General features: G+C 66.6%; 21 protein-coding genes and 1 pseudogene. 3 read left to right on the forward strand and 19 right to left on the reverse strand.

The window, feature by feature from the left end; translation table 11 throughout:
• The first annotated feature begins 119 nt into the window (after positions 1-119).
• The gene (locus AC5QAH_RS08910) at positions 120-485 is read left to right on the forward strand and encodes a PadR family transcriptional regulator (protein WP_071305498.1); all 366 of its coding nucleotides are present in this window, start codon (positions 120-122) and stop codon (positions 483-485) included.
• The gene (locus AC5QAH_RS08915; RefSeq protein WP_241874664.1) at positions 482-1,471 is read left to right on the forward strand and encodes a sensor domain-containing protein; all 990 of its coding nucleotides are present in this window, start codon (positions 482-484) and stop codon (positions 1,469-1,471) included. The genes AC5QAH_RS08910 and AC5QAH_RS08915 overlap by 4 nt, the downstream gene beginning before the upstream one ends.
• A gap of 206 nt (positions 1,472-1,677) precedes the next feature.
• On the opposite strand, the pseudogene AC5QAH_RS08920 reads toward AC5QAH_RS08915, so the two are convergent.
• Together AC5QAH_RS08920 and AC5QAH_RS08925 are read right to left on the reverse strand one after the other, a co-directional pair.
• Positions 1,678-2,908 (reverse strand): annotated as a pseudogene (locus AC5QAH_RS08920) (polyhydroxyalkanoate depolymerase); the annotation flags it as partial.
• Positions 2,909-3,001: 93 nt separating this feature from the next.
• Positions 3,002-3,592, reverse strand: a complete 591-nt coding sequence (locus AC5QAH_RS08925; protein WP_010486355.1) for a class I SAM-dependent DNA methyltransferase — start codon at positions 3,590-3,592, stop codon at positions 3,002-3,004.
• 149 nt (positions 3,593-3,741) lie between these two features.
• On the opposite strand from AC5QAH_RS08925, the gene AC5QAH_RS08930 reads away from it, so the two are divergent.
• On the forward strand, positions 3,742-4,197 hold the full coding sequence (locus tag AC5QAH_RS08930) for a CopD family protein (RefSeq protein WP_100448133.1): 456 nt from the start codon (positions 3,742-3,744) through the stop codon (positions 4,195-4,197).
• A gap of 313 nt (positions 4,198-4,510) precedes the next feature.
• Here the strand turns inward: AC5QAH_RS08930 and AC5QAH_RS08935 are convergent, their stop codons facing one another.
• From AC5QAH_RS08935 to tsf, 17 genes are all read right to left on the reverse strand, one after another.
• Positions 4,511-5,470: an acetyl-CoA carboxylase carboxyltransferase subunit alpha gene (locus tag AC5QAH_RS08935; protein ID WP_257472112.1), complete on the reverse strand. Its 960-nt coding sequence runs from the start codon at positions 5,468-5,470 to the stop codon at positions 4,511-4,513.
• A gap of 113 nt (positions 5,471-5,583) precedes the next feature.
• On the reverse strand, positions 5,584-6,453 hold the full coding sequence (locus tag AC5QAH_RS08940) for a hypothetical protein (RefSeq protein ID WP_049482820.1): 870 nt from the start codon (positions 6,451-6,453) through the stop codon (positions 5,584-5,586).
• A 64-nt stretch (positions 6,454-6,517) separates the two neighbouring features.
• On the reverse strand, positions 6,518-10,108 hold the full coding sequence (dnaE, locus tag AC5QAH_RS08945; RefSeq protein WP_191850973.1) for a DNA polymerase III subunit alpha: 3,591 nt from the start codon (positions 10,106-10,108) through the stop codon (positions 6,518-6,520).
• Positions 10,109-10,337: 229 nt separating this feature from the next.
• Positions 10,338-10,973: a ribonuclease HII gene (gene rnhB, locus AC5QAH_RS08950; RefSeq protein ID WP_043396472.1), complete on the reverse strand. Its 636-nt coding sequence runs from the start codon at positions 10,971-10,973 to the stop codon at positions 10,338-10,340.
• Positions 10,970-12,229: a lipid-A-disaccharide synthase gene (gene lpxB, locus AC5QAH_RS08955; protein WP_241888501.1), complete on the reverse strand. Its 1,260-nt coding sequence runs from the start codon at positions 12,227-12,229 to the stop codon at positions 10,970-10,972. Before lpxB ends, rnhB begins: the two co-directional genes overlap by 4 nt.
• The gene (lpxA, locus tag AC5QAH_RS08960) at positions 12,226-13,017 is read right to left on the reverse strand and encodes an acyl-ACP--UDP-N-acetylglucosamine O-acyltransferase (protein ID WP_010486342.1); all 792 of its coding nucleotides are present in this window, start codon (positions 13,015-13,017) and stop codon (positions 12,226-12,228) included. Before lpxA ends, lpxB begins: the two co-directional genes overlap by 4 nt.
• A 16-nt stretch (positions 13,018-13,033) precedes the next feature.
• Complete coding sequence (gene fabZ, locus AC5QAH_RS08965; RefSeq protein ID WP_008265823.1) at positions 13,034-13,492, reverse strand: 3-hydroxyacyl-ACP dehydratase FabZ; 459 nt, start codon at positions 13,490-13,492, stop codon at positions 13,034-13,036.
• On the reverse strand, positions 13,489-14,511 hold the full coding sequence (lpxD, locus tag AC5QAH_RS08970; RefSeq protein WP_049455670.1) for a UDP-3-O-(3-hydroxymyristoyl)glucosamine N-acyltransferase: 1,023 nt from the start codon (positions 14,509-14,511) through the stop codon (positions 13,489-13,491). Before lpxD ends, fabZ begins: the two co-directional genes overlap by 4 nt.
• Before the next feature lie 434 nt (positions 14,512-14,945).
• Complete coding sequence (gene bamA / locus AC5QAH_RS08975; RefSeq protein WP_010486337.1) at positions 14,946-17,309, reverse strand: outer membrane protein assembly factor BamA; 2,364 nt, start codon at positions 17,307-17,309, stop codon at positions 14,946-14,948.
• Between the two features lie 74 nt (positions 17,310-17,383).
• Positions 17,384-18,742, reverse strand: a complete 1,359-nt coding sequence (gene rseP / locus AC5QAH_RS08980; RefSeq protein ID WP_224329146.1) for an RIP metalloprotease RseP — start codon at positions 18,740-18,742, stop codon at positions 17,384-17,386.
• Positions 18,743-18,798: 56 nt separating this feature from the next.
• Positions 18,799-19,989, reverse strand: coding sequence for a 1-deoxy-D-xylulose-5-phosphate reductoisomerase (locus tag AC5QAH_RS08985; RefSeq protein WP_241874666.1), 1,191 nt, complete (start codon positions 19,987-19,989; stop codon positions 18,799-18,801).
• 2 nt (positions 19,990-19,991) lie between these two features.
• Positions 19,992-20,828 carry a phosphatidate cytidylyltransferase gene (locus tag AC5QAH_RS08990; RefSeq protein ID WP_010486331.1) on the reverse strand — a complete coding sequence of 279 codons (837 nt, stop codon included), beginning with the start codon at positions 20,826-20,828 and terminating at the stop codon, positions 19,992-19,994.
• Positions 20,825-21,592, reverse strand: a complete 768-nt coding sequence (gene uppS, locus AC5QAH_RS08995; protein ID WP_495232269.1) for a polyprenyl diphosphate synthase — start codon at positions 21,590-21,592, stop codon at positions 20,825-20,827. Before uppS ends, AC5QAH_RS08990 begins: the two co-directional genes overlap by 4 nt.
• Before the next feature lie 5 nt (positions 21,593-21,597).
• Positions 21,598-22,152: a ribosome recycling factor gene (frr, locus tag AC5QAH_RS09000; RefSeq protein ID WP_010486327.1), complete on the reverse strand. Its 555-nt coding sequence runs from the start codon at positions 22,150-22,152 to the stop codon at positions 21,598-21,600.
• Positions 22,153-22,248: 96 nt separating this feature from the next.
• Positions 22,249-22,977: a UMP kinase gene (pyrH, locus tag AC5QAH_RS09005; RefSeq protein WP_010486325.1), complete on the reverse strand. Its 729-nt coding sequence runs from the start codon at positions 22,975-22,977 to the stop codon at positions 22,249-22,251.
• A gap of 121 nt (positions 22,978-23,098) precedes the next feature.
• Entirely contained in the window at positions 23,099-24,637 is a 1,539-nt protein-coding gene (locus AC5QAH_RS09010; protein ID WP_010486323.1) for a GGDEF domain-containing protein, read from the reverse strand.
• 258 nt (positions 24,638-24,895) lie between these two features.
• Entirely contained in the window at positions 24,896-25,771 is an 876-nt protein-coding gene (tsf, locus tag AC5QAH_RS09015) for a translation elongation factor Ts (RefSeq protein WP_010486320.1), read from the reverse strand.
• Between the last annotated feature and the right edge of the window lie 94 nt (positions 25,772-25,865).

Genomic DNA, 25,865 nt, shown 5'->3' on the forward strand with positions numbered 1-25,865 from the left:
AACGAGGCTTCGATTCTGCGTGAGCCGCGCAGCCGCGCCAACCGGCACGATGACTAACGACACATTCGCTATACCGAACTTCGCACTACTGTGGACTTCAACGTAGTGGAGGGCCGGCCATGTCCGAGGACGATGTCCACCTGAAGAAGTTCCAGAAGGAGCTCAGCGCCGGAACCGTGTCGCTGGCCCTGCTGGCGGTGCTGGCCCGGGCCGGGGAGCCGCTGTACGGCTACCTGATCGCCAAGGAGCTGGAGCGGGTGGGCGAGGGCGTGCTGAGCGGCAAGCAGAGCGCGCTGTACCCGGTGCTGCGCAACCTGGAGGGCGCCGGGCTGCTGGAAAGCCATGTGGAGCCATCCAGCAGTGGTCCGCCCCGGCGCTACTACCGCATCAATGAACGTGGCCGCGGCGTGCTGGCGCAGTGGCGCCAGGCCTGGCAGGCCACCCGTGATTCCGTCGATTCCGTGTTGGAGGGGGTACCGCAATGAACGACCCGAGCCTGGCAGGCCGCGCCCTGCCGACCACCATCCCGCAGTATCTGGCGCAGCTGCGCGCGGCGCTGGAAGGTGCCGATCCGGCGATGGTGCAGGACGCGTTGTACGACGCCGAGGAATACCTGCGCTCGGAGCTGGCGGCGCAGCCCGGCCGCAGCGAAGCCGAGGTCATCGCCGACGTGGCCGGCAGCTACGGTGCGCCGGACGAAGTGGCCGAGATCTACCGCGAGACCGAAGTGACGGTGAACCGCGCGCTGCGCACGCCGCGTGCGGATACCGGGCCGGTGCTGCGTGCGGCGGCGGAAGCCAGCGGCGTCGAGCCCGCCGCGCCGCTGCCGGCGCCGGTGCAGCGTTCGCTGCTGGCGCGTGTCTTCGGCGTGGTGACCGATCCGCACACCTACGGTGCGCTGTTCTACATGCTGCTGTCGCTGGCCACCGGCATCTTCTTCTTCACCTGGGTGGTGACTGGCCTGTCGCTGTCGCTGGGCCTGCTGATCCTGATCGTGGGCATTCCGCTGACCGTGCTGTTCTTCGGCTCGGTGCGCGGGCTGGCGCTGCTGGAAGGACGGCTGGTGGAAGCGCTGCTGGGAGAACGCATGCCGCGCCGTCCGCGCTACACCGACCGCAGCCGCACGTGGCTGCAGCGCATCGGCGACATGTTCACCGATGGCCGTACCTGGCTGACCCTGCTGTACTTCGTGCTGATGCTGCCGTTGGGCGTGGTCTACTTCACCATCGCGGTGACGCTGCTGTCGCTGTCACTGGGGTTCATCTGGGCGCCGGTGGCCGCGCTGTTCAGCGGTGACATTCCGGGTGTCTACATCGATGGCGTGAACGTGTTGCCGATGGCCGCCTCGCCGCTGGTGGGCATCGTGATCGCCGCCGTGGGCGTGCTGCTGCTGCTGTTGACGATGCACCTGGCACGGGGCATCGGCAAGCTGCACGGGCTGATTGCCAAGAACCTGCTGGTGCGGTTGTAAGCCGGAATCCACGCTTGGGGACGTTTGGCGGGCTTCGCTTTGGTAGGTGCCAACCTTGGTTGGCACGATCCATCAGAGATCGGGATTCATGGCAGGGCGCCAACCAAGGTGGGCATCTACCAGGGCGAGTTACCCCGCCTTTCGCTGCAGCGGGGTGACGTTGCTCTTCTTCTTCGCGGCCTTCGCCGCCGGTGTTTCGGCATGGGCGGCGAAGAAGTCGCGCACCTTCGGGTACACCACTTCGCGCCAGCGGCGGCCGCTGAAAATGCCGTAATGGCCGGCGCCTTCCACGATGAAATGCTCGCGACGGTCAGCGCTGATGCCGGTGCACAGTGCCTGCGCGGCTTCGGTCTGGCCGAGGCCGGCGATATCGTCCAGCTCGCCCTCGATGCTCAGCAGCGCGGTATCGCGGATCGCCGACGGATCGACCTTTTCGCCGTTGACCACCCACTCGCCACGCGGCAGCAGGAAGTCCTGGAACACCACGGAAATCGTATCCAGGTAGTACTTGGCCGGCATGTCCAGCACTGCGTTGTACTCGTCGTAGAAACGACGGTGCGCATCGGCGTCTTCCAGGTCGCCCTTGACCAGGTCGGTGTAGAAATCCCAGTGCGAGCTGAAATGGCGGCTGGGGTTCATCGACAGGAAGCCGGCGTGCTGCAGGAAGCCCGGGTACACGCGGCGACCGGCGCCGGGGTAACTGGCCGGCACCGTGTGGATGACGTTGTTCTCGAACCACGACAGCGGGTTCTGCGTGGCCAAGTTGTTCACTGCGGTCGGGCTGCAGCGCGCATCGATCGGGCCACCCATCATCACCAGCGTGCGCGGCGTCGGTTCGCCACGGCTGGCCATCAGCGAAACCGCGGCCAGCACCGGCACTGTGGGCTGGCACACGCTGACCACGTGCAGGCGCTCGACACCGAGGTGGCGGATGAATTCCTGGATGTACGCAATGTAGTCGTCCAGGCCGAATTCGCCCTCGCTGGCCGGCACCATGCGCGCGTCGACCCAGTCGGTCACGTACACGCGGTGGTCGCGCAGCAGCGTGCGCACGGTATCGCGCAGCAGCGTGGCGTGGTGGCCGGACAACGGCGCGACCACCAGCACGAACGGTTGGTTGAGCATGGTATGCAGCTGGTCGGCTTCATTGCTGTGGCGCTTGAAGCGCAGCAGTTTGCAGAACGGCTTGCTCACTTCCTCGTGCACCACGATCGGCACGCGTTCGCCATCGACGTCGATTTCGTTGATGCCCCATTCGGGCTTCTCGTAATCCTTGCCGATGCGATGGAAGAGTTCATTGACCGCCGCCAGGCGATCAGCGCCCGGCATCTGCGACCACCAGTGACCCTGGTTGGCGAAGAATCTGGCGTTGGCCTGGGCCTGATGCACCCAGGGGGCGAGCAGGTTGCGGGTCAGTTCGTGCAGTTGATAGAGCATGACGACCGAATATGTATGGTCATATGTTGCCGCGCAGCATATCCCATCCCGGTGTCCCGCAGGTTAAGTTGACTGAAAATAATGAATCCGGATTCACATCCGTTCCAGCGCGGCCGCATCGCCTGCCAGAGCGGGGCCGAGCCAGCAGTGCGACCCAACCGGCAGCAGGCCGTGCCGGGCCAGCGTGCGGCGGTACCAGCGCGCCGGGCGGGCCTGGAAGCCCTCGTGGTCGCCTTCGAACGCGTCCTCGGCGGCGAAGGTCTCCAGGAAGGCTACGCCGCCGGTCAGCTCGGCCACGCCGGCCAGGCCGGCGCGCAGCTCGCGGTCGGGCACGTAGTGCATCACGTCCGAGCAGATCAGCAGGTCGACCGGGGCACAGGGCCGCAGCCAGGCGAAATCGCCGAAGCGGGCCAGGTGCAGGTTGCGGGTGCGGCCGTAGCGGCGCACAGCGTACTCGCTGCTGTCGAAGCCGAGGTATTCGACCTTCGGACGCAGCTTCAGCAGCGGCGCGCGCCAGGCGCCTTCACCGCAGCCGATATCCAGCACGCTGCGGATCGGCCGCTCCAGGTAGTACTCGGCGCTGGCCACGGCCAACGCGACCTTGCGCGCCAGGCGGGCGCTGCCGCCGATGTCGGCACGGCGGTACCAGCGTTGGAAATAGGCGGCGTCGTAGGTCTTGTCCATCGGGCGGTGCGCGGTCGGGGGAAACGGCGCCTATCGTACGGTGTTGCGGCGCGCCATGCGTCGATGTGTCGCGGCGTACGTGCCTGCGGCGGCTTCGCCACGGCATGCGAGAATGGCCGCCAATCTACGCCAGCCGCCGGAGCGAGCGCATGCAGAGCTACTACTGGGTCAAGACCTTCCACATCGTGTTCGTGGTGGCGTGGATGGCCACGGTGTTCTACCTGCCGCGCATCCTGGTGAACCTGGCCGAGACCGCAGGCCAGCAGGCCGTGACCGAGCGCCTGCAGCTGATGGGCCTGCGCCTGTACCGCTTCGGCCACTCGATGTTCGGCCTGGCATTCCTGCTCGGCCTGGTGCTGTGGCTGGGTTACAAGGTCATCCCGGATTTCCCGACCATGGTCGCGCCCGGTGGTGCCGGTTGGCTGCATGCCAAGCTGGGGCTGGTGGTGCTGCTGCTGGTCTATTTCGGCTGGACCGGTCGCCTGCTCAAGGGCGCGGCCAAGGGCAGGGCGCTGCCGTCGTCGCGCGCGCTGCGCTGGATCAACGAGATCCCGTTGCTGGCCTTCATTCCGATCGTGTGGCTGGTGCTGGCCAAGCCGTTCTGACAGTCTGTTATCCGTAGAGCCATGCTTGGCTCTACGGGTTCGCGTGATTCTTCGCCAAAGCAGAGGCATCCACGCATGGCCTGGATCTACTGGGTGCAGCTGTGGCTTTTGATGTTCAGGTCCGCCGTGAGCGAGCCGAGCATCGCAGGTGAAACAGGGGCGAAGAGGCGCCGATGTCTGAGCGCAGCGAGTTCGGCGCCGCCCCCTGATTCACCGAGAAGCGCAGGGAACCGGTGCATAGCACCGGCTCGCGTTCGGCGGCGTGTTCTTTGGTTACTTTCTTGCACGAGCAAGAAAGTAACAAGCCGATGAATCAGGCCGCTTCGTACGTGCCGTAGCTGCGCAGGCGCTTGTAGCGCTGTTCCAGCAGCTGTTCGGTGGACAGCTTGTCCAGCGCGTCCAGTTCGTTCAGCAGCACGGCCTTCAGGCGCTTGGCCATCTGCGTCGGATTGCGGTGGGCGCCGCCGGTGGGCTCACGCACGACCTTGTCGACCAGGCCCAGGCTCTTCAGGCGCGGCGCGGTCAGGCCCAGCTGTTCGGCGGCTTCCTTGGCCTTGCCGGCATCCTTCCACAGGATCGAGGCGCAGCCTTCCGGCGTGATGGTCGAGTACACCGCGTATTCCAGCATCACGGTGCGGTCGCCCACGCCCAGCGCCAGTGCGCCGCCGGAGCCGCCTTCACCGATCACGGTGCAGATGATCGGCACCTTCAGTTCGGCCATCTCGATCAGGTTGCGTGCGATCGCTTCGGACTGGCCGCGCGATTCGGCGTCGATGCCCGGCCAGGCGCCGGCGGTGTCGATCAGGGTCAGCACCGGCAGGCCGAAGCGCTCGGCCATCTTCATCAGGCGCAGGGCCTTGCGGTAGCCCTCCGGCTTGGGCATGCCGAAGTTGCGCTTGATCTTTTCCTTGGTGTCGCGGCCCTTCTGGTGGCCGATCACCATCACGGAACGGCCATTGATGCGGGCCAGGCCGCCCATGATGGCCTTGTCGTCGGCGAAGGCGCGGTCACCGGCCAGCTCCTGGAACTCATCGAACATGACGCGGATGTAGTCGGCGGTATACGGGCGCGACGGGTGGCGGGCCAGCTGCAGCACCTGCCACGAGGTCAGGTTGCGGAAGATCTGCGCGGTGCGCATGCGCAGCTTGTCCTGCAGCGCGTGCACTTCCGCCTCGACATTGACCGCCGGCCCGGCACTGGCGTTGCGCAGTTCCTGGATCTTGGCTTCCAGGTCGGCGATGGGTTGCTCGAAGTCGAGGTAGTTCGGATTCATCGGAAGCCGTCGTGTAAAGAAGAGGGGAATTCTAGCCGAATGCGTGCAAACCACCCGTACGCCTTCGTCTGGAAGGCGACGGTAGCGCAGCCGGGCAGGGCGCGCCAGTCAGCTCAGGGCACCACCAGCGCGCTGCGGCCCATCAGCTGGCTGCGCTGGGAAACGAAGTCGTTGTAGGCCTCGTTGGCTTCCCGGCCCAGGCCGCTGCCCAGGGTGGCGGTGGCCGAGGTGAAGGCCATCTGCGCGTCGAAGTCCTGCTTGCGCAGGGCCTTCTGTTCATCGGCGGTGGTGGCCTTCAGCCAGCGCGCATAGACCTCGCGCAGCGGCGCGGCGTGCGCCTCGAAGGCGGGGTCCAGTGCCGGCAGGCTGGCCGGGGCCGGTTCCAGGCTGAATGCCGGGGCCACGTAGCCGGCCGGCTGTTCGCGCTTGAATGCACCGGGTTCGCCCATGCCTTCCTCGACGTAGGCGATGAAATCCGGGGCCGTGAATACCTTGGCCACGATCTGGCCGCCGCTGGAATCGACGTGGGCCACCACCTTTTCCTTCGGGAAGGGCTCGCGCACGCCGTAGGTCCAGGTCTTGTCGATGAACAGTTCGTGGTGCTTCTCGAACGGACCTTCGAAGTCGACGCCGCCCAGCTCGATGCCGGCCTTGCCGGTGCCGAAGTTCTTCAGCTTGCTCTCGTCGGTGACGTAGATCTCGCGGGCGACCACGTACTCGCTCAGGGTCGGGTTGATCAGTCCGCCGCGGCCATCGACGTAGACGATGAAGCGCACGTCGCCCAGTTTGTCGGTGTGCAGGCGGTGCTCACCGACGGCGAGCGAGATCGGGCGCGAACCCTGTGCGGCCACCGGCAGGTCCTTGCCATCGATGCTCAGCGCCAGCGGCGTGTCGGTCGGGTTGTCGATCTGGAACTCGATCTTCGACGGCGAGCAGGCGGCCAGGGCCAGAGCGGCGGCAAACGGGAACAGCAGGGTCTTCATCGGCAATCGTCCTTGATACTTGGAACGGGGAAACAGGGGGGGCAGGAAAACCAGGGAGCCAGCCTCAGCTGGCCCACGGTGGGCTGTAGCGCACTTTCAGCGTGCGCACGGCCGGGTCGGCGCGCAGCGCCTCCATCAGCTTGGAATCAATGCGTACCGCGCTTTGCCCGGACACATCAAGCATGCCGGCGATGCCACCCTGCGGACCCTTCAGCAGCAGGTCCAGGCGCAGTGGCGTGCGCCCCGGGCGATGGCGGTCGAGCAGGGCATCGATGCGCTCCCAGACCGGGCGCTGCTGGCGCAGGTCCAGGCGCAGCGACAACCGCGTGGCGTAGTTGGCGCAGACCTCGTCGAAGTCCCAGCACTGGCGGATGCGCAGCGCGTAGCCGCCGTTGAACTCGTCCTCGCGCAGGCCGCCCTTGACCACCAGGATGCGGTCCTTGGTCATCAGGTGCCCGAACTCGGCCATCGCGTCGGAGAACGCGCTGCACTCGACGCGCCCGCGCCCATCTTCCAGCTGGATGAAGATCTGGCTCTCGCCCTTGCGACGCACACCGACCACCTGGCCGGCCAGCACGGTCTGTACTTCCGGGCGCCAGCGCTTCTCGCCGCCACCACCGCCACCGCTGTTGGCGCTCCAGATCTTCTCCACCGAACCCAGGTCGTTGCCTACCAGATCGCGCACATCGTCGCGCCAAGGATCGAACGGGTGGCCGCTGAGGTAGAAACCGAGCGTGTCGCGCTCGCCGTTGAGGCGCTGAAGCAGCGGCCATTCTTCGGCTTCGGGCAGGTCCAGCTGGATCGACACGGTGCTCGGGTCGGGCCCGCCAAACAGCGAGTTCTGCCCGGACGCACGCTCGCGCGCCATCTGATCAGTGGCCTTGATCACTTCCGGCAGCTGCAGCATCAGCGAGGCGCGGTTGCGGCCGAGCTCGTCCAGCGCACCACAGTTGATCATCGCTTCCAGCGTGCGCCGGTTGAGCTTGGCCGAGCCGACGCGGGTGCAGAAGTCGAGCAGGTCCTTGAACGGGCCGCCCTTCAGCCGCTCCTCGACCACCGCCTCGCAGGCACCCTGGCCGACGCCCTTGATCGCACCGAGGCCGTACTGGATGGTGTCCGGGGTGACCGCTTCGAACATGAAGGCCGATTGGTTCACCTTGGGCGGCAGCACGGTCAGGCCAAGGTTGCGCACCTCGTCGAGGAAGCCGACCACTTTGTCAGTGTTGTCCAGGTCGGACGACAGCGTGGCCGCCATGAACTCGGCCGGGTAGTGGCGCTTCAGCCACGCGGTCTGGTAGCTGACCAGCGCATAGGCGGCGGCGTGCGACTTGTTGAAGCCGTAGCCGGCGAACTTCTCCATCAGGTCGAAGATCGCATCGGCCTTGGCTTCGTCCACGCCGTCCTTGGCCGCACCTTCGCGGAAGATCTCGCGGTGCTTGGCCATTTCGGCCGGCACCTTCTTGCCCATCGCACGGCGCAGCAGGTCGGCGCCGCCCAGCGAGTAGCCGCCGACGATCTGCGCCATCTGCATCACCTGCTCCTGGTACACCATGATGCCGTAGGTGTCCTTCAGGATCGCTTCGGTGCGCGGATCGGGATAGATGATTTCTTCCTGGCCGTGCTTGCGCGCGTTGAACGAAGGAATCAGGTCCATCGGGCCAGGGCGATACAGCGACACCAGCGCGATCAGGTCTTCGAAACGGTCGGGGCGCGCGTCCTTCAGCAGGCGGCGCATGCCCGAGGATTCGAACTGGAACACCGCGCCGGTGTTGCCGTTGGCGAAGATGTCCTTGTAGGTGGGCGTGTCGTCCAGCGGGATCGCGGCGATGTCCACCGGCGGAATGCCGGCGCGCTCGTGGCGCTTGTTGATCGCCTTCACCGCCCAGTCGATGATGGTCAGCGTGCGCAGGCCGAGGAAGTCGAACTTCACCAGGCCCACTTCTTCCACGTCGTTCTTGTCGAACTGGGTGACCGGGTTCTTGCCCAGCCCGTTCTCGTCGTGTTCGGCATACAGCGGGCAGAACTCGCTCAGCGGCTCGGGCCCGATCACCACGCCACCGGCATGCTTGCCGGCGTTGCGGGTCAGGTCTTCCAGCTGCAGCGCCAGGTCGATCAGGTCGCGGACATCGTCCTCGGTCTCGTAGCGCTGGATCAGTTCCGGCGAGGCCATTTCCGAGCTGGGGCCTTCCTTGCCCTTGCCCAGTGCATCCTTCAGGTGGATGCCCAGGATGTTCGGGATCAGCTTGGAAACGCCGTCGACCAGGCCGTACGGGAAGCCGAGCACGCGACCGGAGTCGCGCACCACCGCCTTGGCGGCCATGGTGCCGTAGGTGATGATCTGGCTGACGCGCTCGCGCCCGTACTTGCGTGCGACGTAGTCGATCACCTCGTCGCGGCGGTCCATGCAGAAGTCGATGTCGAAGTCGGGCATCGACACGCGTTCCGGGTTCAGGAAGCGCTCGAACAGCAGGTTGTACGGCAACGGGTCCAGATCGGTGATCTTCAGCGCCCACGCCACCAGCGAACCGGCACCGGAACCACGGCCCGGGCCGATCGGGATGCCCTGGTTCTTGCCCCACTGGATGAAGTCGGCCACGATCAGGAAGTAGCCCGGGAAGCCCATCTTGATGATGGTGTTGAGCTCGAACTCCAGGCGCTCGAAATACTCTTCGCGGGTCTTGCCCGGCGCCAGCGGATTCTTCTCCAGGCGCTCTTCCAGGCCGTTGCGCGACATCTTCTGGATCCAGGTGTCCAGGGTCTCGTCGTCGGGCACCGGGTAGTTGGGCAGGAAGTAGGTGCCCAGCCGCATCTCGATGTTGCAGCGCTCGGCCAGCGCCAGCGTGTTGTCGATCGCATCGGGGATGTCGGCGAACAGCGCGCACATCTCCTCGGCCGACTTCAGGTACTGCTGGTCGCTGTACTCGCGCGGGCGCTTGGGATCGTCCAGCACGCGGCCGGTGGAAATGCACACGCGCGCTTCGTGCGCGCTGAAATCGGTGGGCGACAGGAAGCGCACATCATTGCTGGCCACCACCGGCAGGCCACGCTGGCCGGCCGCCATCAGCGCGAACTGGTTGAAGGTTTCCTCGCCCTCGCGGCCGGTACGGGTAAGTTCCAGGTGCAGGCCGTCGCCGAACACGCGCTGCCAGTCGGCCAGCTGCTGCTCGGCCAGCTCATGCTTGCCGTCCAGCGCCAGGCGCCCGGCCAGGCTCTGCCGGCCGGCCAGCGCGAACAGGTTGGCGTTGCCGGCCTTCAGCCAGTCCGGATGGATGGCCACACCGCCTTCCGGGCGATGGCCTTCCATCCAGGCGCGGGTCAGCAGCCGCGACAGGCTCAGGTAGCCCTCGCGATCGCGGCACAGCAGGGTCATCCGCCACGGGTCCTGGCCTTCCTCGGCGATCAGCACGTCGGCACCGGCGATCGGCTTGATGCCCACGCCTTCGGCGGCCTTGTAGAACTTGACCAGCGCGAACAGGTTGTTGAGGTCGGTCACTGCCAGCGCGGGCAGGCCGAGCTCGACCGAGCGCGACAGCAGGTTGGCCTGCTTGGCCTTCTTCGGGTCCGCCTGGTCCGGTTTGGCCGGCACACGGATGGTGGAGTCCGCCAGCGAGAACTCGGTGTGGACGTGGAGATGTACGAAGCGGGAGTTGGACATGCCGGACCAGGTTGGAGCGCGCGGGCCCCGGGTGCTGACGGGGGAATCGTCGCCGGGGTCGGGAAGCGCTGGAGTGCCCGGTCAGGGTAACGAGGGCGGAGAGGCGCGACAAGCTCTTGACAGGCCCCGGAGGACGACCGGGTTCAGGCGTGCGGGAGCCCGTTTCCTGTAGAGCCGAGCCCACGCTCGGCTGCTGCGGAAAGCCGAGCATGGGCTCGGCTCTACAAGGTCAACCGAGGCACTCACGAACCGGGGCGAAGCTGCGCCGGTGCTCCATGCAGGGGCCGTGCTCGCGCAGGGCGGCCAGGTGGGCCGGGGTGCCATAGCCCTTGTGTTGCTCGAAGCCGTACTGCGGGTGGCGGGCGTGCACGTCCTGCATGTAGCGATCGCGCGAGACCTTGGCCAGGATCGATGCGGCCATGATCGCGCGGTCGATGCCATCGCCGCCGATCAGCGCCTGCGCCGGCAGTACCAGGCCCTTGGGCACCACGTTGCCGTCGATGCGCGCGAAGCCGGCCACGTGGGCGACTGCGGCGACGACATCGCGCATGCCCTGCAGGGTGGCCTGGTAGATGTTCAGGCGGTCGATGGTGTCCACGTCCACCAGCACCACGTGCCAGGCAAGGGCGCGCTCGATGATGCGGTCATGCAGCTGCTCGCGGCGCGCCGCGGTGAGCTGCTTGGAATCGTCCAGGCCGTTGATGCGTGGCCGTGCCGGGTCGAACACCACCGCCGCCACCGCCACCGGCCCGGCGAGCGGACCACGGCCGGCCTCATCGACGCCGGCAACCAGGCGTTCCGGCTCGATTACCGCGCTGCCATCGAACAGGGCCAGGCTGGCCGCTGCGGCGTGGCGGCGGCTCATGCCTGGGCCTGGTCGCGCATCAGCAGCTCGCCGACGGCGTCGGCGGCACGTGCCGAAGCATTGCGGCGCAGGCGCTCATGCAGGCGTGCATAGGTGTCCTGCAGGTCGGTTACCCGTTGTGGGTGGTCGAACCACTGCTGGATGGCCGCGGCCAGCTTGTCCGGCGTGCAGTCGTGCTGCATCAGTTCCGGTGCCAGGTCCTGCCCGGCCAGGATGTTGGGCAGGGCGAAGCGGTCGACCTTGATCAGGCCGAATGCCTTGACCAGACGGTAGGTCAGTTCGTTGACACGGTAGCCGACCACCATCGGCCGCTTCACCAGCATCGCCTCCAGGGTCGCGGTACCGGACGCCAGCACCACCACGTCGGCGGCGATCATGGCGTTGCGGGCCTGGCCGTCGAGCACATGCGAGTACGCGACCGGCAGCGCCGAGCGTGACAGCTGCTCTTCGATCAGGCGCTTGCAGGCGGGGTTGGCGGCAGGCACCACCACGTGCAGGCCCGGGATGCGTTCGGAGACCTGCCAGGCAGCCTCGAAGAAGGGTTCGCCGAGGCGCGAGATTTCGCCCAGGCGGCTGCCCGGCAGCACCGCCAGCACCTTGGCCGAAGTCGGCAGGCCAAGCGCGGCGCGCGCTTCCTCGCGGTTGCCCTGCAGCGGAATGTCGTCGGCCATCGGATGGCCGACGAAGCGCGCGTCGATGCCGTGCTTGGCATAGATGGGCGGCTCCATCGGGAACAGGCACAGCACCAGGTCGGCGCTGCTGCCGATCTTCTCGGCACGCTTCTCACGCCAGGCCCAGACCGAGGGGCTGACGTAATGCACGGTGCGCACGCCACGCTGCTTCAGCCAGCGCTCGATGCCCAGGTTGAAGTCGGGGGCGTCGATGCCGATGAACACGTCCGGCTGCCAGTCCAGCGCACGCTGGCGGAACGTCGAGCGCAGCTTCAGCAGGCGCGGCAGATGGCGCAGTACTTCGGTCAGGCCCATCACCGCCAGTTCGCTGGCATCGTGCCAGGTCTGGCAGCCGGCGCTGCGCATGGCGTCGCCACCGATGCCGGCGAATTCGGCATGCGGGAAGCGCGCTTTCAGTTCGCGAACCAGGCCCGCACCGAGCAGATCGCCGGAGGCCTCACCGGCGACCAGGGCGATCCGCAACGGGCGCTCGCTGAGCACCCGTTGCGCGGGGACGCTGCCGGTCATCGAGGCCAGCGGAATCACAGCGGCGCCGGCCGGCGCCTGGCCGGTCGTGCTGCTCATCGCAGCAAGGGCCTCTCGGCGTGCTCGATGAAGTCCAGCATGGCCTTCACGTCATCGCTGTCACGCGCCTGTTCGGTCAGCTGCACCTTGGCTTCGGCCAGCGGCAGGCCCGCCACGTACAGGGTGCGGTAGGCACGCTTGATGGCGGAAATGCGCTCGGCATCGAAACCGCGGCGCTTCAGGCCTTCGCTGTTGATGCCGCGCGGGCGGCCCAGCGAATCGGTGCCGACCATGGTGAACGGCGGAACGTCGCCATTGGTCAGCGCCCCCATGCCGAGGAAGGCATGCGCGCCGATCCGGCAGAACTGGTGGGCACCGGCGAAGCCGCTGATGATCACGTAGTCGCCCACGGTCACATGGCCGGCCAGGGTGGTGTTGTTGGAGAACACGCAGAAGTTGCCGACATGGCAGTCATGCGCCACGTGCGTGTAGGCCAGCATCCAGTTGTCGTCGCCGATGCTGGTGATGCCGCCGCCGCCGCCGGTGCCACGGTTCAGCGTGACGAACTCGCGGAACACGTTGCGGTCGCCGATCACCAGCTCGGTGCGCTCCCCTGCATACTTCTTGTCCTGCGGTTCGCCACCGACCGCTGCGTGGCCGATGAAGCGGTTGTCGCGGCCGATCTTCGTCGGGCCGTGGATGCTGCAATGGGGGCCGATCACCGTGCCGGCACCGATTTCCACATCGGCACCGATCAGGGTGAACGCGCCCACCTGGACGTCATCGGCCAGGCGCGCGGCCGGGTCGATGACGGCGGTCGGGTGGATCCGCGGTGCGTTGTCAGTCATTCCTGCCTCCAGTGGATCAGCCCTTGGCGCCGGCACACATGACTTCGGCCGAGGCAACGACTTCACCGTTGACCTTGGCTTCGCCGTAGTACCAGCCCATGTTGCGGATCAGGCGCTTCATCTGCACATCCAGCATCAGCACGTCGCCGGGCACGACCTGCTTGTTGAAGCGGGCGTTTTCCACCTTGACCATGTAGAACAGCTTGGACTGCGAGTCACGGCCGAGCGTGAGCTGGGTCATCACGCCACCGGCCTGCGCCAGCGCTTCGATGATCAGCACGCCAGGCATGATCGGGCGGCCCGGGAAGTGACCCTGGAAGAACGGCTCGTTGATGCTGACGTTCTTCTGCGCAAGGATGCGCTTGGCCTCGATGTCGAGCTCAAGCACCCGGTCCACCAGCAGGAACGGATAGCGGTGCGGGAGCAGTTCCTGGATCTGGCAGACGTCGATCGGAAGCTGCAGCGTGTCGTTCATTCTTTCTCCTTGCCAGCAGCCAGGACGCGGCGAGCCAATGCGTCCAGCTGCTTGAAGCGCGCGGCGTTCTTGCGCCACGTGCGGTTGTCGGTCAACGGGGTGCCGGACGAGTACTCGCCCGGCTCATGGATGGAATTGCGGACCACCGACTTGCCGGTGATCACGACTTTGTCGCAGATCTCGAGGTGGCCGACCACGCCGACGTGGCCGCCGAGCAGGCAGTAGCGGCCGATCCTGGCACTGCCGGCGATGCCGGTGCAGCCGGCGATGGCCGAGTGCGCGCCGATCTGCACGTTGTGCGCGATCTGCACCAGGTTGTCCAGGCGCACGTCTTCGTCCAGCACGGTGTCTTCCAGCGCGCCACGGTCGACGCAGGTGTTGGCGCCGATTTCGCAATCGTCGCCGATGCGCACGCCGCCGAGCTGCGGCACCTTGATCCACTTGCCGGCGTCCATGGCCAGGCCGAAGCCATCGGCGCCGAGTACGGCGCCGGGATGCACGCGAACGCGCTTGCCGAGCTTGACCCGGGTGACCAGGGTGACCCGCGCGATCAGCTCGCAGCCGTTGTCCAGGCTGCAGTCTTCGCCGATCACGCTGCCAGTGCCGATGATGCAGTTCTCACCGACCACGCTGCGCGCGCCGACGGAGACGAAGGGACCGATATGGGCGCTGGCGGCGACCTGGGCGCTGGGATCGATGACGGCGCTGGGGTGGATGCCCGGCGGGCGCGTTGGCGCGATATCGAACAGCGCGGCGATCTTGGCGAAGGTGGTGTACGGGTCCTTGGCCACGAGCGCGGCGCCGGGGGCGGCCTCGGCGTCGTCGGCACGCAGGACCACCAGCGAGGCCTGGCTGTCGGCCAGCTGGGCGCGGTAGCGTGGATTGGCGAGGAAGGTCAGCTGGCCAGGACCGGCATGGGCGAGGGTAGCCACGCCATGGATGGCGGTGGCGGGGTCGCCATGGACCTGCAGGCCGAACTGCTCGGCGAGTTGCTGGGCGGTGTAGGTGGGAGTATTCACGGCGGGAGTTTAACGTGTGACGCCATTGCGGTCATGCGGGGCGGTTCTGCGGCCAACGGCGGGGCCCCTCGTGGCTGGCAGAGTCAGGCCCGTGGGCTGGGTCGGACGGGTGGGGCCCGCGAGGGACGGCGCAAGTACGTCCCTGTAGCCTTGGTCGCCGCATCCATGCGGCTCACACCCTCGCAGGCCCCACCCATCCGTCCTCCGACGGCGTGGCGCGAGTGCCAGCCACGGAAAAACAGGAAAGATCAAAAGCGGAGCGCTCGCTTCCGCCAGCCCTTCTAAACGAAAACGCCGGGCAATGCCCGGCGATTCGAGACCCGTCTGGTGGAGAGCCCCCCTTCTGTTAAGGGGGGCGCGCCAGCGGCGCGGGGGATAGGTGAAATGCGCGGGCAATTCACCGGAGGTGGATCAGTTCTGGGGAACAACGTTCCTCAGAACTGGCCACCAAACGTGAATTGCAGCCGTTCGATCTTGTCATCGTCTTTCTTCTTCAGCGGGAAGGCGTAGCTGATCGAGATCGGGCCGACCGGGGCGCGCCACAGCAGGGCCACACCGGTGGACACGCGCAGTTCGTTGGCCTTGAAGTTGTCCACGCCGTTGTAAACGTTGCCGAAGTCGACGAAGGCTGACACACGTGCCGACGGGCTGTCGAACAGGCGCGGGAAGTAGGCTTCGACCGAACCAACGGTCTTCAGCGAACCACCCAGCGGCTGGCCTTCCGGATAGCCATTGGTGACTTCGCGCGGGCCGAGGGTGTTGTCTTCGAAGCCACGCACCGAGTTGGTACCGCCGGCGTAGAAGTTCTCGAAGAACGGCAGGCCGCTGGCGGTCACCGTACGGGTGGTGCCGTCCGGGTTGGTCAGCGTGCGGGTGTAGTCGTTGCCATAGGCATCGCCGTAGCCCACTTCGGCACGGGTGTTGATCACCAGCGACGGCATGATCGGCCAGTACTTGCTGATCTGGTAGTTCAGCTTGTAGTACTCGATGGTCGAACCCGGCAGCGTGGTTTCCAGGCCGATGCGCTGGTAGGTACCGCGGGTCGGCATGAAGTAGTCGTTGCGCGAGTCACGCGCCCAGCCCAGCTCGGTGCGCCAGGCATGGAACGTGCGCTTACCGACGGCGTTGATGTAGTCGATGATCGACTGCGGGGTCGAGCCCTGGTAGGTGGTGATCTGGTTGCTGTCGATGCCGAACATCAGCGAGACGGTATCGGTCTCGGTGATCGGCACGCCGAACACCACCTGCGCCGAACCATTGGTGCTGTTGTACTGCGCGGTGTTGAAGTCGGAGTAGTCCAGCTCGCGCCAGGACAGGTTGTAGCCCAGCGACACGCCGTCATCGGTGAAGTACGGGTTGGTGTAGCTGAAGCCGTAGCGCTGCAGGTAGCTGCTGCGCGAGGCTTCGACCGACACGCGGTTGCCGCCGCCGAGGAAGTTGTTCTGCGACAGCTGCACCGACGTGGTCATGCCGTAGGACTGCGAGTAGCCCAGGCCGAACACGAAGCTGCCGGACGTGGTTTCCTTGACGTTGTAGACGACGTCAACCTGGTCGTTGCTGCCGCTGACGGCCGGGGTTTCCACGTCCACCGACTCGAAGTAGCCCAGGCGCTGCAGGCGGATCTTGGAGCGGTCGATCGCGGCCTGCGAGTACCAGCTGTTCTCGAACTGGCGCATTTCGCGACGCATCACTTCGTCGGACGTACGTGTGTTGCCACGGAACAGGATGCGACGCACCGACACGCGAGGGCCGGGCACGACCTGCATGTTGATCGCCACGGTCTGCTCGGGGCGGTTGGTGGTCGGGATCGGGTTCACCTTGGCGAACGCATAGCCGATGTTGGACAGCGAGTTGGTGATGGTGTCCGAGCTGAATTCCAGCAGCGCACGCGAGAACGTGTCGCCGGACTTCTGGATCACCATGCGCTCGACGTCCTCCTGCGGGAGGATCGTGTCGCCGCTGACCTTGATCTCGGAGATCTTGTACTGCGCACCTTCGGTCACGCCGGCGGTGAGGAACATGTCGCGCTTGTCGGGGCTGATCGACACCTGGGTCGAATCAATGCTGAAGTCGACATAGCCGCGGTCGAGGTACCAGGAATTGAGCTTTTCCAGGTCGCCGGACAGCTTTTCCTTGGAGTACTGGTCGTCACGGCGGTACCACGACGCCCAATTGTGCTCCTTGGACTCCCAGGTCTCCAGGATGTCCTTGCTCTCGAACTTCTCGGTGCCGACCAGGTTGACGTGACGGATCTTGGCCGCCTTGCCTTCCTTGATCGCGATCGCGATGTCCACGCGGTTGCGGTCCAGCGGGCTCACCGTCGGGGTGATCTCGACGTTGTACTTGCCGCGGTCGTTGTACTGGCGGCGCAGTTCCTGGGTCACGCGGTCCAGGCTCAGGCGATCGAAGGTGCCGCCCTCGGTCAGGCCGATGTCGGACAGGCCCTTGAGCAGCTGCTCGGACTTGATGTCCTTGTTGCCGGTCACGGTCAGCTTGTTGATCGCCGGGCGTTCCTTGACGGTCACCACCAGGATGCTGCCCTGGCGGTCCAGCTGCACGTCTTCGAAGAAGCCGGTCTTGTACAGGGCGCGGATGGTCTCGCCGACCTTGTTGTCGGTGACCGTCTCGCCACGCTCCACCGGCAGGTAGGTGAATACCGTGCCCGAGCTGATGCGCTGCAGGCCATCCACGCGGATGTCGCTGACAGTGAAGGGCTCGGCTGCCTGGGCCAGGGCGGGAGCGCCGGTGACGGCGGCGAGGGCGAGGGCCAGCAGGCGGCGATTGGGGAGTCGCGTCATGTCACGTCCGGTAGGAAGGTCGATTTCGTTGGTGCGGGATGCCGACGCTGTAGACGGCAACAACATGGAAAAGTTCATCGCGGGACCAGGCCGAGGATGTCGTTGTAGAACGCCAACCCCATCAACCCGGCCAGCAACGCCAGGCCGATGTACTGGCCGGCGGCGATGGCACGCTCGCTCAGCGGGCTGCCCTTGACCAACTCGATAAGGTAATACAGCAGGTGGCCGCCGTCCAAGATCGGGATCGGCAACAGGTTGATGATGCACAGGCTGAGTGACAGCAGGGCAAGGAACTGCAGGAACCAGTCCAGGCCGCGTTTGGCTGAAACATTGGCCACGCGGGCGATGGTCACTGGCCCGGAAACGTTCTGCAGCGAGGCTTTGCCGGTGACGATGCGGCCCATCATGCCCAGCGAATCGGCCGCCAGGCGGCCTGTTTCGCGCACGGCCACGGTGACCGCGTCGAGCGGGCCATAGCGCAGCAGGGTGTCATAGGGCGGGCTGAACGAGGTCGGGAACTGCACGCCGATCTGCCAGATCGGCTCGCCCTTGGAATCCTTGCCCTGGCGCGGGGTGACTTCCAGCGCCAGGCGTTCGCCGCCCCGCAGGACCTCGATCATGCCCGGGCCGCCAGCGCGGCCCAGCGTCTGGATCTCGCCGATGACCTGGTCGGCACCGTCGATGCGCTGGCCGTCGATCGCCACGATCAGATCGCCCGGCTGCAGCTGCCCGGCCACCACGGAGTCCGCGGTGAGCGAATCGACCCGTGCCGGTTGCAGCCACGACTGCCAGTAAAGGCCAGCCAGGATCGGCACGCGTCGTTCATCGAAACCGGGGGGCAGCTGCGACAGCGGCAGGGTGCGCACGCGCACCTGATCGGCCGGGTCCAGCACTTCCAGCGTCACGTCGCGGCGGTCCATCGCTGCGGCGGTCAGCGCCATGCTGGCCTCGCCGAGGGTGATCACCGGGCGCTCGTCCACGCGCAGCACGCGGTCGCCGCTGGTCAGGCCGGCGCTGGCGGCGATGCCGCTGACACGGCCGATGGTCGGCGAATAATCCTGCTTGCCGATCACGAACATCGCCCACAGCAGCAGGATGCACAGCAGCAGGTTGGCGATCGGTCCGGCGGCGACGATGGCGATGCGCTGCCAGACGGTCTTGTGGTTGAAGGCCTGGCCGCGCTCGTGCGGGTGGACTTCGACTTCGCGTTCGTCGAGGAATTTCACATAACCGCCCAGCGGGATGGCGGCGATGGCGAACTCGGTACCGTGCTTGTCCCGGCGCGACCACAGCGGCCGGCCGAAGCCGACCGAGAAGCGCAGGATCTTGACCCCGCACAGGCGCCCGACCCAGTAATGCCCGAACTCGTGGAACGTGACCAGCAGCCCGAGGCTGACGATCATCCACCAGACCGATCCGATGAAGTCAGTCATGCAGGCTCACAGTGGCGGGCAGGGGCGGCGTCGTCATGCGTGTGCGAGGCGGTCGTTCAGGCGGCGTCGATGGCGTTCAGGGTGAGCTGGCGTGCCCGCTGGTCGGCGGACAACAGGACCTCCAGTGTATCGGCTGGCTGGGTCGGCAGTGTTGAAAGAGCGTTAGCAACCAGTTCCGGGATGGTCAGGAAACCGATTCGGCCCTGAAGAAACGCTGAAACGGCCTCTTCATTGGCAGCGTTCAGCACCGCCGGCGCGGTGCCACCGGCCTGCATCGCCTGCCAGGCGAGGGCCAGGCAGGGGAAGGCGTCGGTGTCGGGGGCCTCGAAATCCAGCCGGCCCTGGGCCAGCAGGTCCAGCCCCGCCACGCCCGATTCGATGCGTTGTGGCCAGCCCAGGCCAACGGCCAGGGTGGTGCGCATGTCCGGCAGGCCCATCTGCGCCAGGGTCGAACCGTCCACGAACTCGACCAGCGAGTGGACCAGGCTCTGCGGATGCACCAGCACGTCGATGCGCTCACCGGGGATGCCGAACAGGTGGTGGGCCTCGATCACTTCCAGGCCCTTGTTCATCAACGTCGCCGAATCGACCGAGATCTTCGGGCCCATCGACCATTTCGGGTGGGCCACGGCCTGGGCCGGGGTGACCTGGGCCAGCGCGGCCCGGCTGCGGCCGCGGAACGGGCCACCGGAGGCGGTCAGCAGGATGCGGCGCACACCGGCACCGTCAATGCTGGCGTCGCGCGAGCGCAGGCACTGGAAGATCGCGCTGTGTTCGCTGTCGATCGGGATGATTTCGGCGCCGGCACGTTCGGCAGTGCGGGTCAGCAGCTCACCGGCCAGCACCAGCGATTCCTTGTTGGCCAGCAGGATGCGCTTGCCCGCGGCGGCCGCGGCCAGGGTGGAAGACAGCCCGGCCGCACCGACGATGGCGGCGACCAAGGTGTCGCAGGCATCGCTGGCGGCCAGCTGGTCCAGCGCGGCATGGCCGGCATGCGCCTCGGTGGCGAGTCCGGCATCGCGCAGGCCGTCGCGCAGCTCGGCGAACAGTGATGCGTCGGCGATCACCGCGTGCGCGGGCTTGTGCTGGCGGCACAGCGCCAGCAGCGCCTGCACCTGGCGGCCGGCGGCCAGCACGGTGGCCTGATAGCGCTGCGGGTGGCGGGCGATCACGTCCAGCGTGGAGGCACCGATCGAGCCGGTGGCGCCGAACACGGCGACCCGGCGCAGGTCTGCGACAGCATTCATGGTCAGAACCCGAAGATTTCCTTGCCGAGTGCGAACACCGGCACTGCAGCCAAGACGCCGTCGACACGGTCGAGCACGCCGCCATGGCCCGGAATCAGGTGGCCCGAGTCCTTGGCGCCGGCGTGACGCTTGATCAGGCTTTCAAACAGATCACCCAGTACCGAGGCGAACACGGCCACCACCGAGGTGATCAGCAGGCCCGGCAGATGTGCGGTATCGATGCCGGCCAGCCAGCCCAGGCCGACGGCCACGGCGACACCGGCCAGCAGGCCGCCGAACAGGCCTTCCCATGTCTTGTTGGGGCTGATGCGCGGGGCCAGCTTGTGCTTGCCGAAGTGACGGCCGGCGAAATAGGCGCCCGAATCGGCCGCCCAGACCAGTGCCAGGGCAGCCAGCAGCCACAGGTGGCCCTGCTTGCCCGGCGGATCGCCGCCAGCATGGATCAGCACCAGCGCGGCCCAGGCCGGAACGATGGCCAGCGTTCCGGCCAGCATCTTCACGATGCGCGAGGGTGCCGACGGTTGCGCGCCGAAATTGAAGAAGCGAAGCCAGACCAGCGCCGCCAACCACCAGGCGACGCCGGCCAGGGTGGTTATCTGGAACAGCACCAGCGTGCTGCCATCGGCCCAGACCAGCAGCACCATCAGCAGCAGGTTCAGCACCAGCAGCACGGTGCGCGCGAGGGTGTCTTCGATGCCGGCCAGCTTCAGCCACTCCCACAGGCCGATCAGCAGCACCGCAGCCGCCGCCGCTGCCAACCATTGGGTCGGCAGCAGCAGGATCGCGGCAATGGCGACCGGCGCCATGATCAGCGCGGCAAGGACTCGGGTCTTGGTCATGGGCTGGAAGTCTCGGTGGCCAGTGCGGCGATCTGGGCGCTGGTCAGGCCGAAACGACGCTCACGGCTGCCATAGGCGTCCAGCGCCTGCTGCAGCAGAGCGGGATCGAAGTCCGGCCACAGCGCCTCGGTGAACCACAGCTCGGTGTACGCCAGCTGCCACAGCAGGAAGTTGCTGATGCGGGTGTCGCCACCGGTGCGGATGAACAGGTCCGGTGGCGGCAGGTCGGCCAGGGCGACCTGGCTGCCCAGCAGCGATTCGTCGATCTGTTCGGGCAGCAGGCGGCCGACGGCGACCTCGGCGGCCAGTGCGCGCGCGGCGCGGGTGATGTCCTGGCGGCCACCGTAGCTGGCGGCGATCGACAGGGTCAGGGTGGTGTTGTCCGCGGTGCGCTGCTCGGCCAGCTGCATGCGGCTGACCAGCCCGGCGCCGAAGCGTTCGCGCTCGCCGATGAAGCGCACGCGCACGCCACGCCGATGCAACTCGTCCACTTCGCGGTCGAGCGCGCCGAGGAACAGCTTCATCAACGCATCGACTTCTTCCTGCGGCCGGCCCCAGTTTTCGCTGGAGAACGCGAACAGGGTCAGCGCCGGAATACCCAGCTCAAGGCAGCGCTCGATGGTGCGGTTGACCGCACGCGCGCCGGCCCGGTGGCCGATCACGCGCGGACGACGGCGCTGCTGTGCCCAGCGCCCATTGCCATCCATGATGATGGCAATGTGGCGGGGCAGGGCGGCCGGCAATGGAGGTGGGACTGAAGGCATCGACTTCAGACCGACAGCAGTTCTTTTTCCTTGTCGGCAACGACCTTGTCGACGTCCTTGATGTGGGTGTCGGTCAACTTCTGGATGTCGTCTTCACCGCGCTTCTTCTCGTCTTCGCTGATCGCCTTGTCCTTGACCAGCTTGGCGATTTCCTTGTTCGCGTCCTGACGGATGTTGCGGATCGCGATCTTGGCGCCTTCCCCTTCCTTCTGCACCTGCTTGACCAGCTCCTTGCGGCGCTCTTCGGTCGGCGGCGGCATGTTGATGCGGATCGCGGTGCCCAGCGTGTTCGGGGTGAACTCGGCGTTGTAGAGACCCTTTTCGATCTCCTTGATCATGCTCTTGTCGAACGGCGTGACGAGCAGCGAGTGGGCGTCGGCGTTGGAGATCGATGCGACCTGGTTCAGCGGGGTGCTGGCGTTGCCATAGGCGCTGACCGTGACGCGGTCCAGCAGGGCCGGGGTGGCGCGGCCGGTGCGGATCGAGGTGAGGGTGTGCTTCAGAGCGTCGATGCTCTTGGCCATGCGCGTCTGCGCGTTGTTCTTGATGTCGTTGAGCATCGCCCGGTCCTGGGTGTAACTGGAATCGGGCGATTATAGGCGAATACGGGACGCTGCCGGGCCTGAATCGGCCCGGAGCTCGCCTGGCACTCAGGCTCAGGCCGGGTCGCGGCCCTGGACCAGGGTGCCGATGTTCTCGCCGCTGAGGATCTTCAGCAGCTCGCCCGGCTGTCCCATGTCGAACACGCGCATCGGCAGGTCGCTGTCGCGGGCCAGTGCGAAGGCGGCGGTATCCATCACTTCCAGGCCACGGCGGATCACTTCGTCGTAGCTCAGGCTGTCGAAGCGGACCGCGTCGCTGTGCTTGTTCGGGTCCTTGTCGTACACGCCGTCAACCTTGGTCGCCTTCAGCAGCAGGTCGGCGCCGATCTCGATCGCGCGCAGGGCGGCACCGGAGTCGGTGGTGAAGAACGGGCTGCCGACGCCGGCGGCGAAGATCACCAGGCGGCCCTTTTCCAGATGGCGGATGGCGCGGCGCCGGATGTAGTCCTCGCACACGTCGTTGATCTTGATCGCGCTCATCACCCGGGCCTTGGCGCCCAGCTTTTCCAAGGCGTCCTGCATGGCCAGAGCGTTGATGACCGTGGCCAGCATGCCCATCTGGTCGCCGGTGACCCGGTCCATGCCGCCAGCGGCCAGGCCGGCGCCGCGGAAGATGTTGCCGCCGCCGATCACCAGTGCAACTTCGGCGCCTGCCTGCTGGGCTTCGATGACCTCACGGGCCAGGCGGTTGATGATCTTCGGGTCGATGCCGTAGTCCTCATCTCCCATCAGCGCCTCCCCGGATAGTTTCAGAAGGATGCGGCGATAGGCGAGCTTGGACATAGGGACCTCGGGTGCGTGGAAATCGCGGGCGATTCTACGCGCATGCGGCGTCGGGCCAAAGTGTTTTGTGCACTGCGGCGCAAAATCCTGCCATCCGCCCCGGTCACGCGGGGCGTCCCGTTCAGCCCAGCTCGGCGCCGGCGGTGGCTGAAAGCTTGTCGTGGCCGAGGGCGCCTGGGGAGCGGGCGATCACCCGGTTGCGGCCCAGGTTCTTCGATCGGTACAGCACATCGTCGGCGGCACGCAGCAGGTCCTGCACGTCGGCAAAGCGCTCGTAGCCGCCCTGGGTGGCCACGCCGGCGGAGAAGGTGACGAACAACGGACCTCCCTCCAGCTCGGCCATCGGCGTGGCGACGATGTTGGCCAGTACCCGGCGGATCACGTCCAGGGCCACGCTTTCGCTGGTATTGGGCAGCAGCGCGACGAATTCCTCGCCGCCGAAGCGGGCCACGGTGTCGCTGTTGCGCAGCTGGCCCTGCAGCTTGCCGGCAAAGGCGCGCAGCACCTCGTCGCCGGTCAGGTGGCCGTGGGCATCGTTGATCTTCTTGAAGTCGTCCAGGTCGATGAAGGCCACCGACAGCGGCCAGCCCTGGCGCCCGGCGCGCAGGAACTCCTGCTCCAGCACCGCCTCCAGCTGGCGGCGGTTGAGCACGCCGGTCAGGGCGTCGCGGTGGGCCTGGTCGGCCAGGCGCTTGGCCCGCGCCTCGAATTCGTCGGCGCGGCGGCGCGCCTGGTCGGCATCCTGCAGCTCGCGCAGGTTGCGCAGGGTGGCCAGCTCCTGCGCGTGGTCGATCAGCTCACGGACCCGCGAGGGCGAATTCAGCCCGGCCTCGAACAGGCTGGCGATGTCCGGCAGGGCCTCGCTGATGCGGGTCAGCACCTGGTCGAAACGGGCGCTGTCGAGTTCCAGCCGGTCATGCACCTGGTGCAGGGCGCGCTCGCGGGCGGCATCGGCATCTTCGTCCAGCCAGATGTCGGCGACCGCGCCGGACAGCTGCACGCAGGCCTGGAACGGCGAATCGGCAGCGTCGTCGTCCTCGCTGTGGCTGATGCTCTCCACCAGATAGCGCGGCAGGCCCCATTGCTCGGCCACCCAGGCGCCGACATCGGCGTGGCTGCAGCCGAGCGCGTCGCGCTCGCGGGCAACCAGGTCCGTGTTGTCACGGGCTTCGCGCAGCAGCGGCAGGTAGCGCTCTGATTCGGCCTGGGCCAGGCACAGCACGCCCAGGTCCTGCAGCAGCCCGGCCAGCATCAGTTCCTCCAGGCGGCGCAGGCCGCGGGCCTGGCCCAGCTGGCTGGCGGCCAGTGCGCTGAGAATGCTGCGCTTCCACGCGCGCTGGCGCAGGTCGTGGTCGGCACCGGCGCCGCCGGTCAGGCCCTGGGTGACGGTGAAGCCCAGGGCAAGGCTGATCGTGGCATTCAGGCCCAGCATGGTCAGTGCCTGGCCGAGGTTCTCGATGCGGCGACGACTGGCGTACAGCGGCGAATTGGCGATGCGCAGCATGCGAGCGCTCAGCGCCATGTCGATGGCGATGATGTCGGCGGCGGTGGCGATGTCCGCTTCCGGGTCCTGTGCCAGTTCGATGATGCGCAGGGCAATACCGGGTGGCGAAGGCAGGTTGCGGCAGAGCGCCAGGGCAGCTGTCAGCTCGGGAGGCATGTCGGGTCGTTCAATTCCATTGGGACAAGAATACCTAGGAATGCATCACAGTCCGCGATTTTCGTTCCTGCTATGTGACTGTGGATTCCCTGCGCCGAGTATCGGCTTGATTCGCGCGCAACGCAAAGGTGCCGGTGTGCGCGGCGTCGGTGTGCGCAACAACAGTTGGAGCATGAGCCTCCCATTGTCCCGGGCATAAAAAAAGAGCCGCGGATTCCCGCGGCTCCTTCTGGTCGCTTCGCAGCCGGAAGGCTGGAATCAGACCTGCATCGCCTTGGCAACTTCAGCGGCGTAGTCTTCCACGACCTTCTCGATGCCTTCGCCGACGATCAGCAGCTTGAAGCCAGCCACGTCGGCGCCAGCGGCCTTGACCACCTGCTCGACGGTGGTGTCGCCCAGCACGTAGGTCTGGCCGTACAGGGTCACGTCGCTGACGATCTTGTTGATCTTGCCGCTGATGATCTTTTCCAGGATCTCGGCCGGCTTGGCCTTGTCCTTTTCGGACATCTTGGCCAGCTCGATTTCCTTTTCCTTTTCGACGAAGTCGGCCGGAACGTCCGAAGCCTTGTTGTGCGGCGGCTTCAGGGCAGCCACGTGCATCGCCAGACCACGGGCCAGCTCGACGTCGCCGCCGATCAGGTCGACCAGTACGCCAACCTTGCCGTTGGTGTGGACGTAGGCACCGATGTTGCCGGTGGTGTCGACCTTGACCATGCGGCGGATCTGGATGTTCTCACCCAGGGTCTGCACGGCGGTGGCGCGGGCTTCTTCAACGGTGCGGCCATCGGCCAGCTTGGCAGCCTTCACGGCTTCGACGTCGGTGGCGCCCGATGCCAGGGCGGCAGCGGCGACGGCATTGACGAAGGACTTGAAGTTGTCATCGTTGGCGACGAAGTCGGTTTCCGAGTTGACTTCGACCAGCACGGCCTTGCCGCCATCCTGGGCCAGGCCCAGGCGGCCTTCGGCGGCCACGCGGTCAGCCTTCTTGTCGGCCTTGGCGGCGCCGGACTTGCGCATGGCTTCAGCAGCAGCGTCGATGTCGCCGTTGGCTTCGGTGAGAGCCTTCTTGCATTCCATCATGCCGGCGCCGGTGCGCTCGCGCAGTTCCTTGACCAGGGAAGCAGTGATTTCCACGGGATTACCTCACGAAAGAAAGGGGTTGGGCCGGCATGGTGGCCGGCCCGTGTGACACGGTCCTGTCACGCGCCAAAGGCTGCGTGCAGGGAGG

This window comes from Stenotrophomonas sp. YJH_SMC_43 (genome assembly GCF_059372535.1).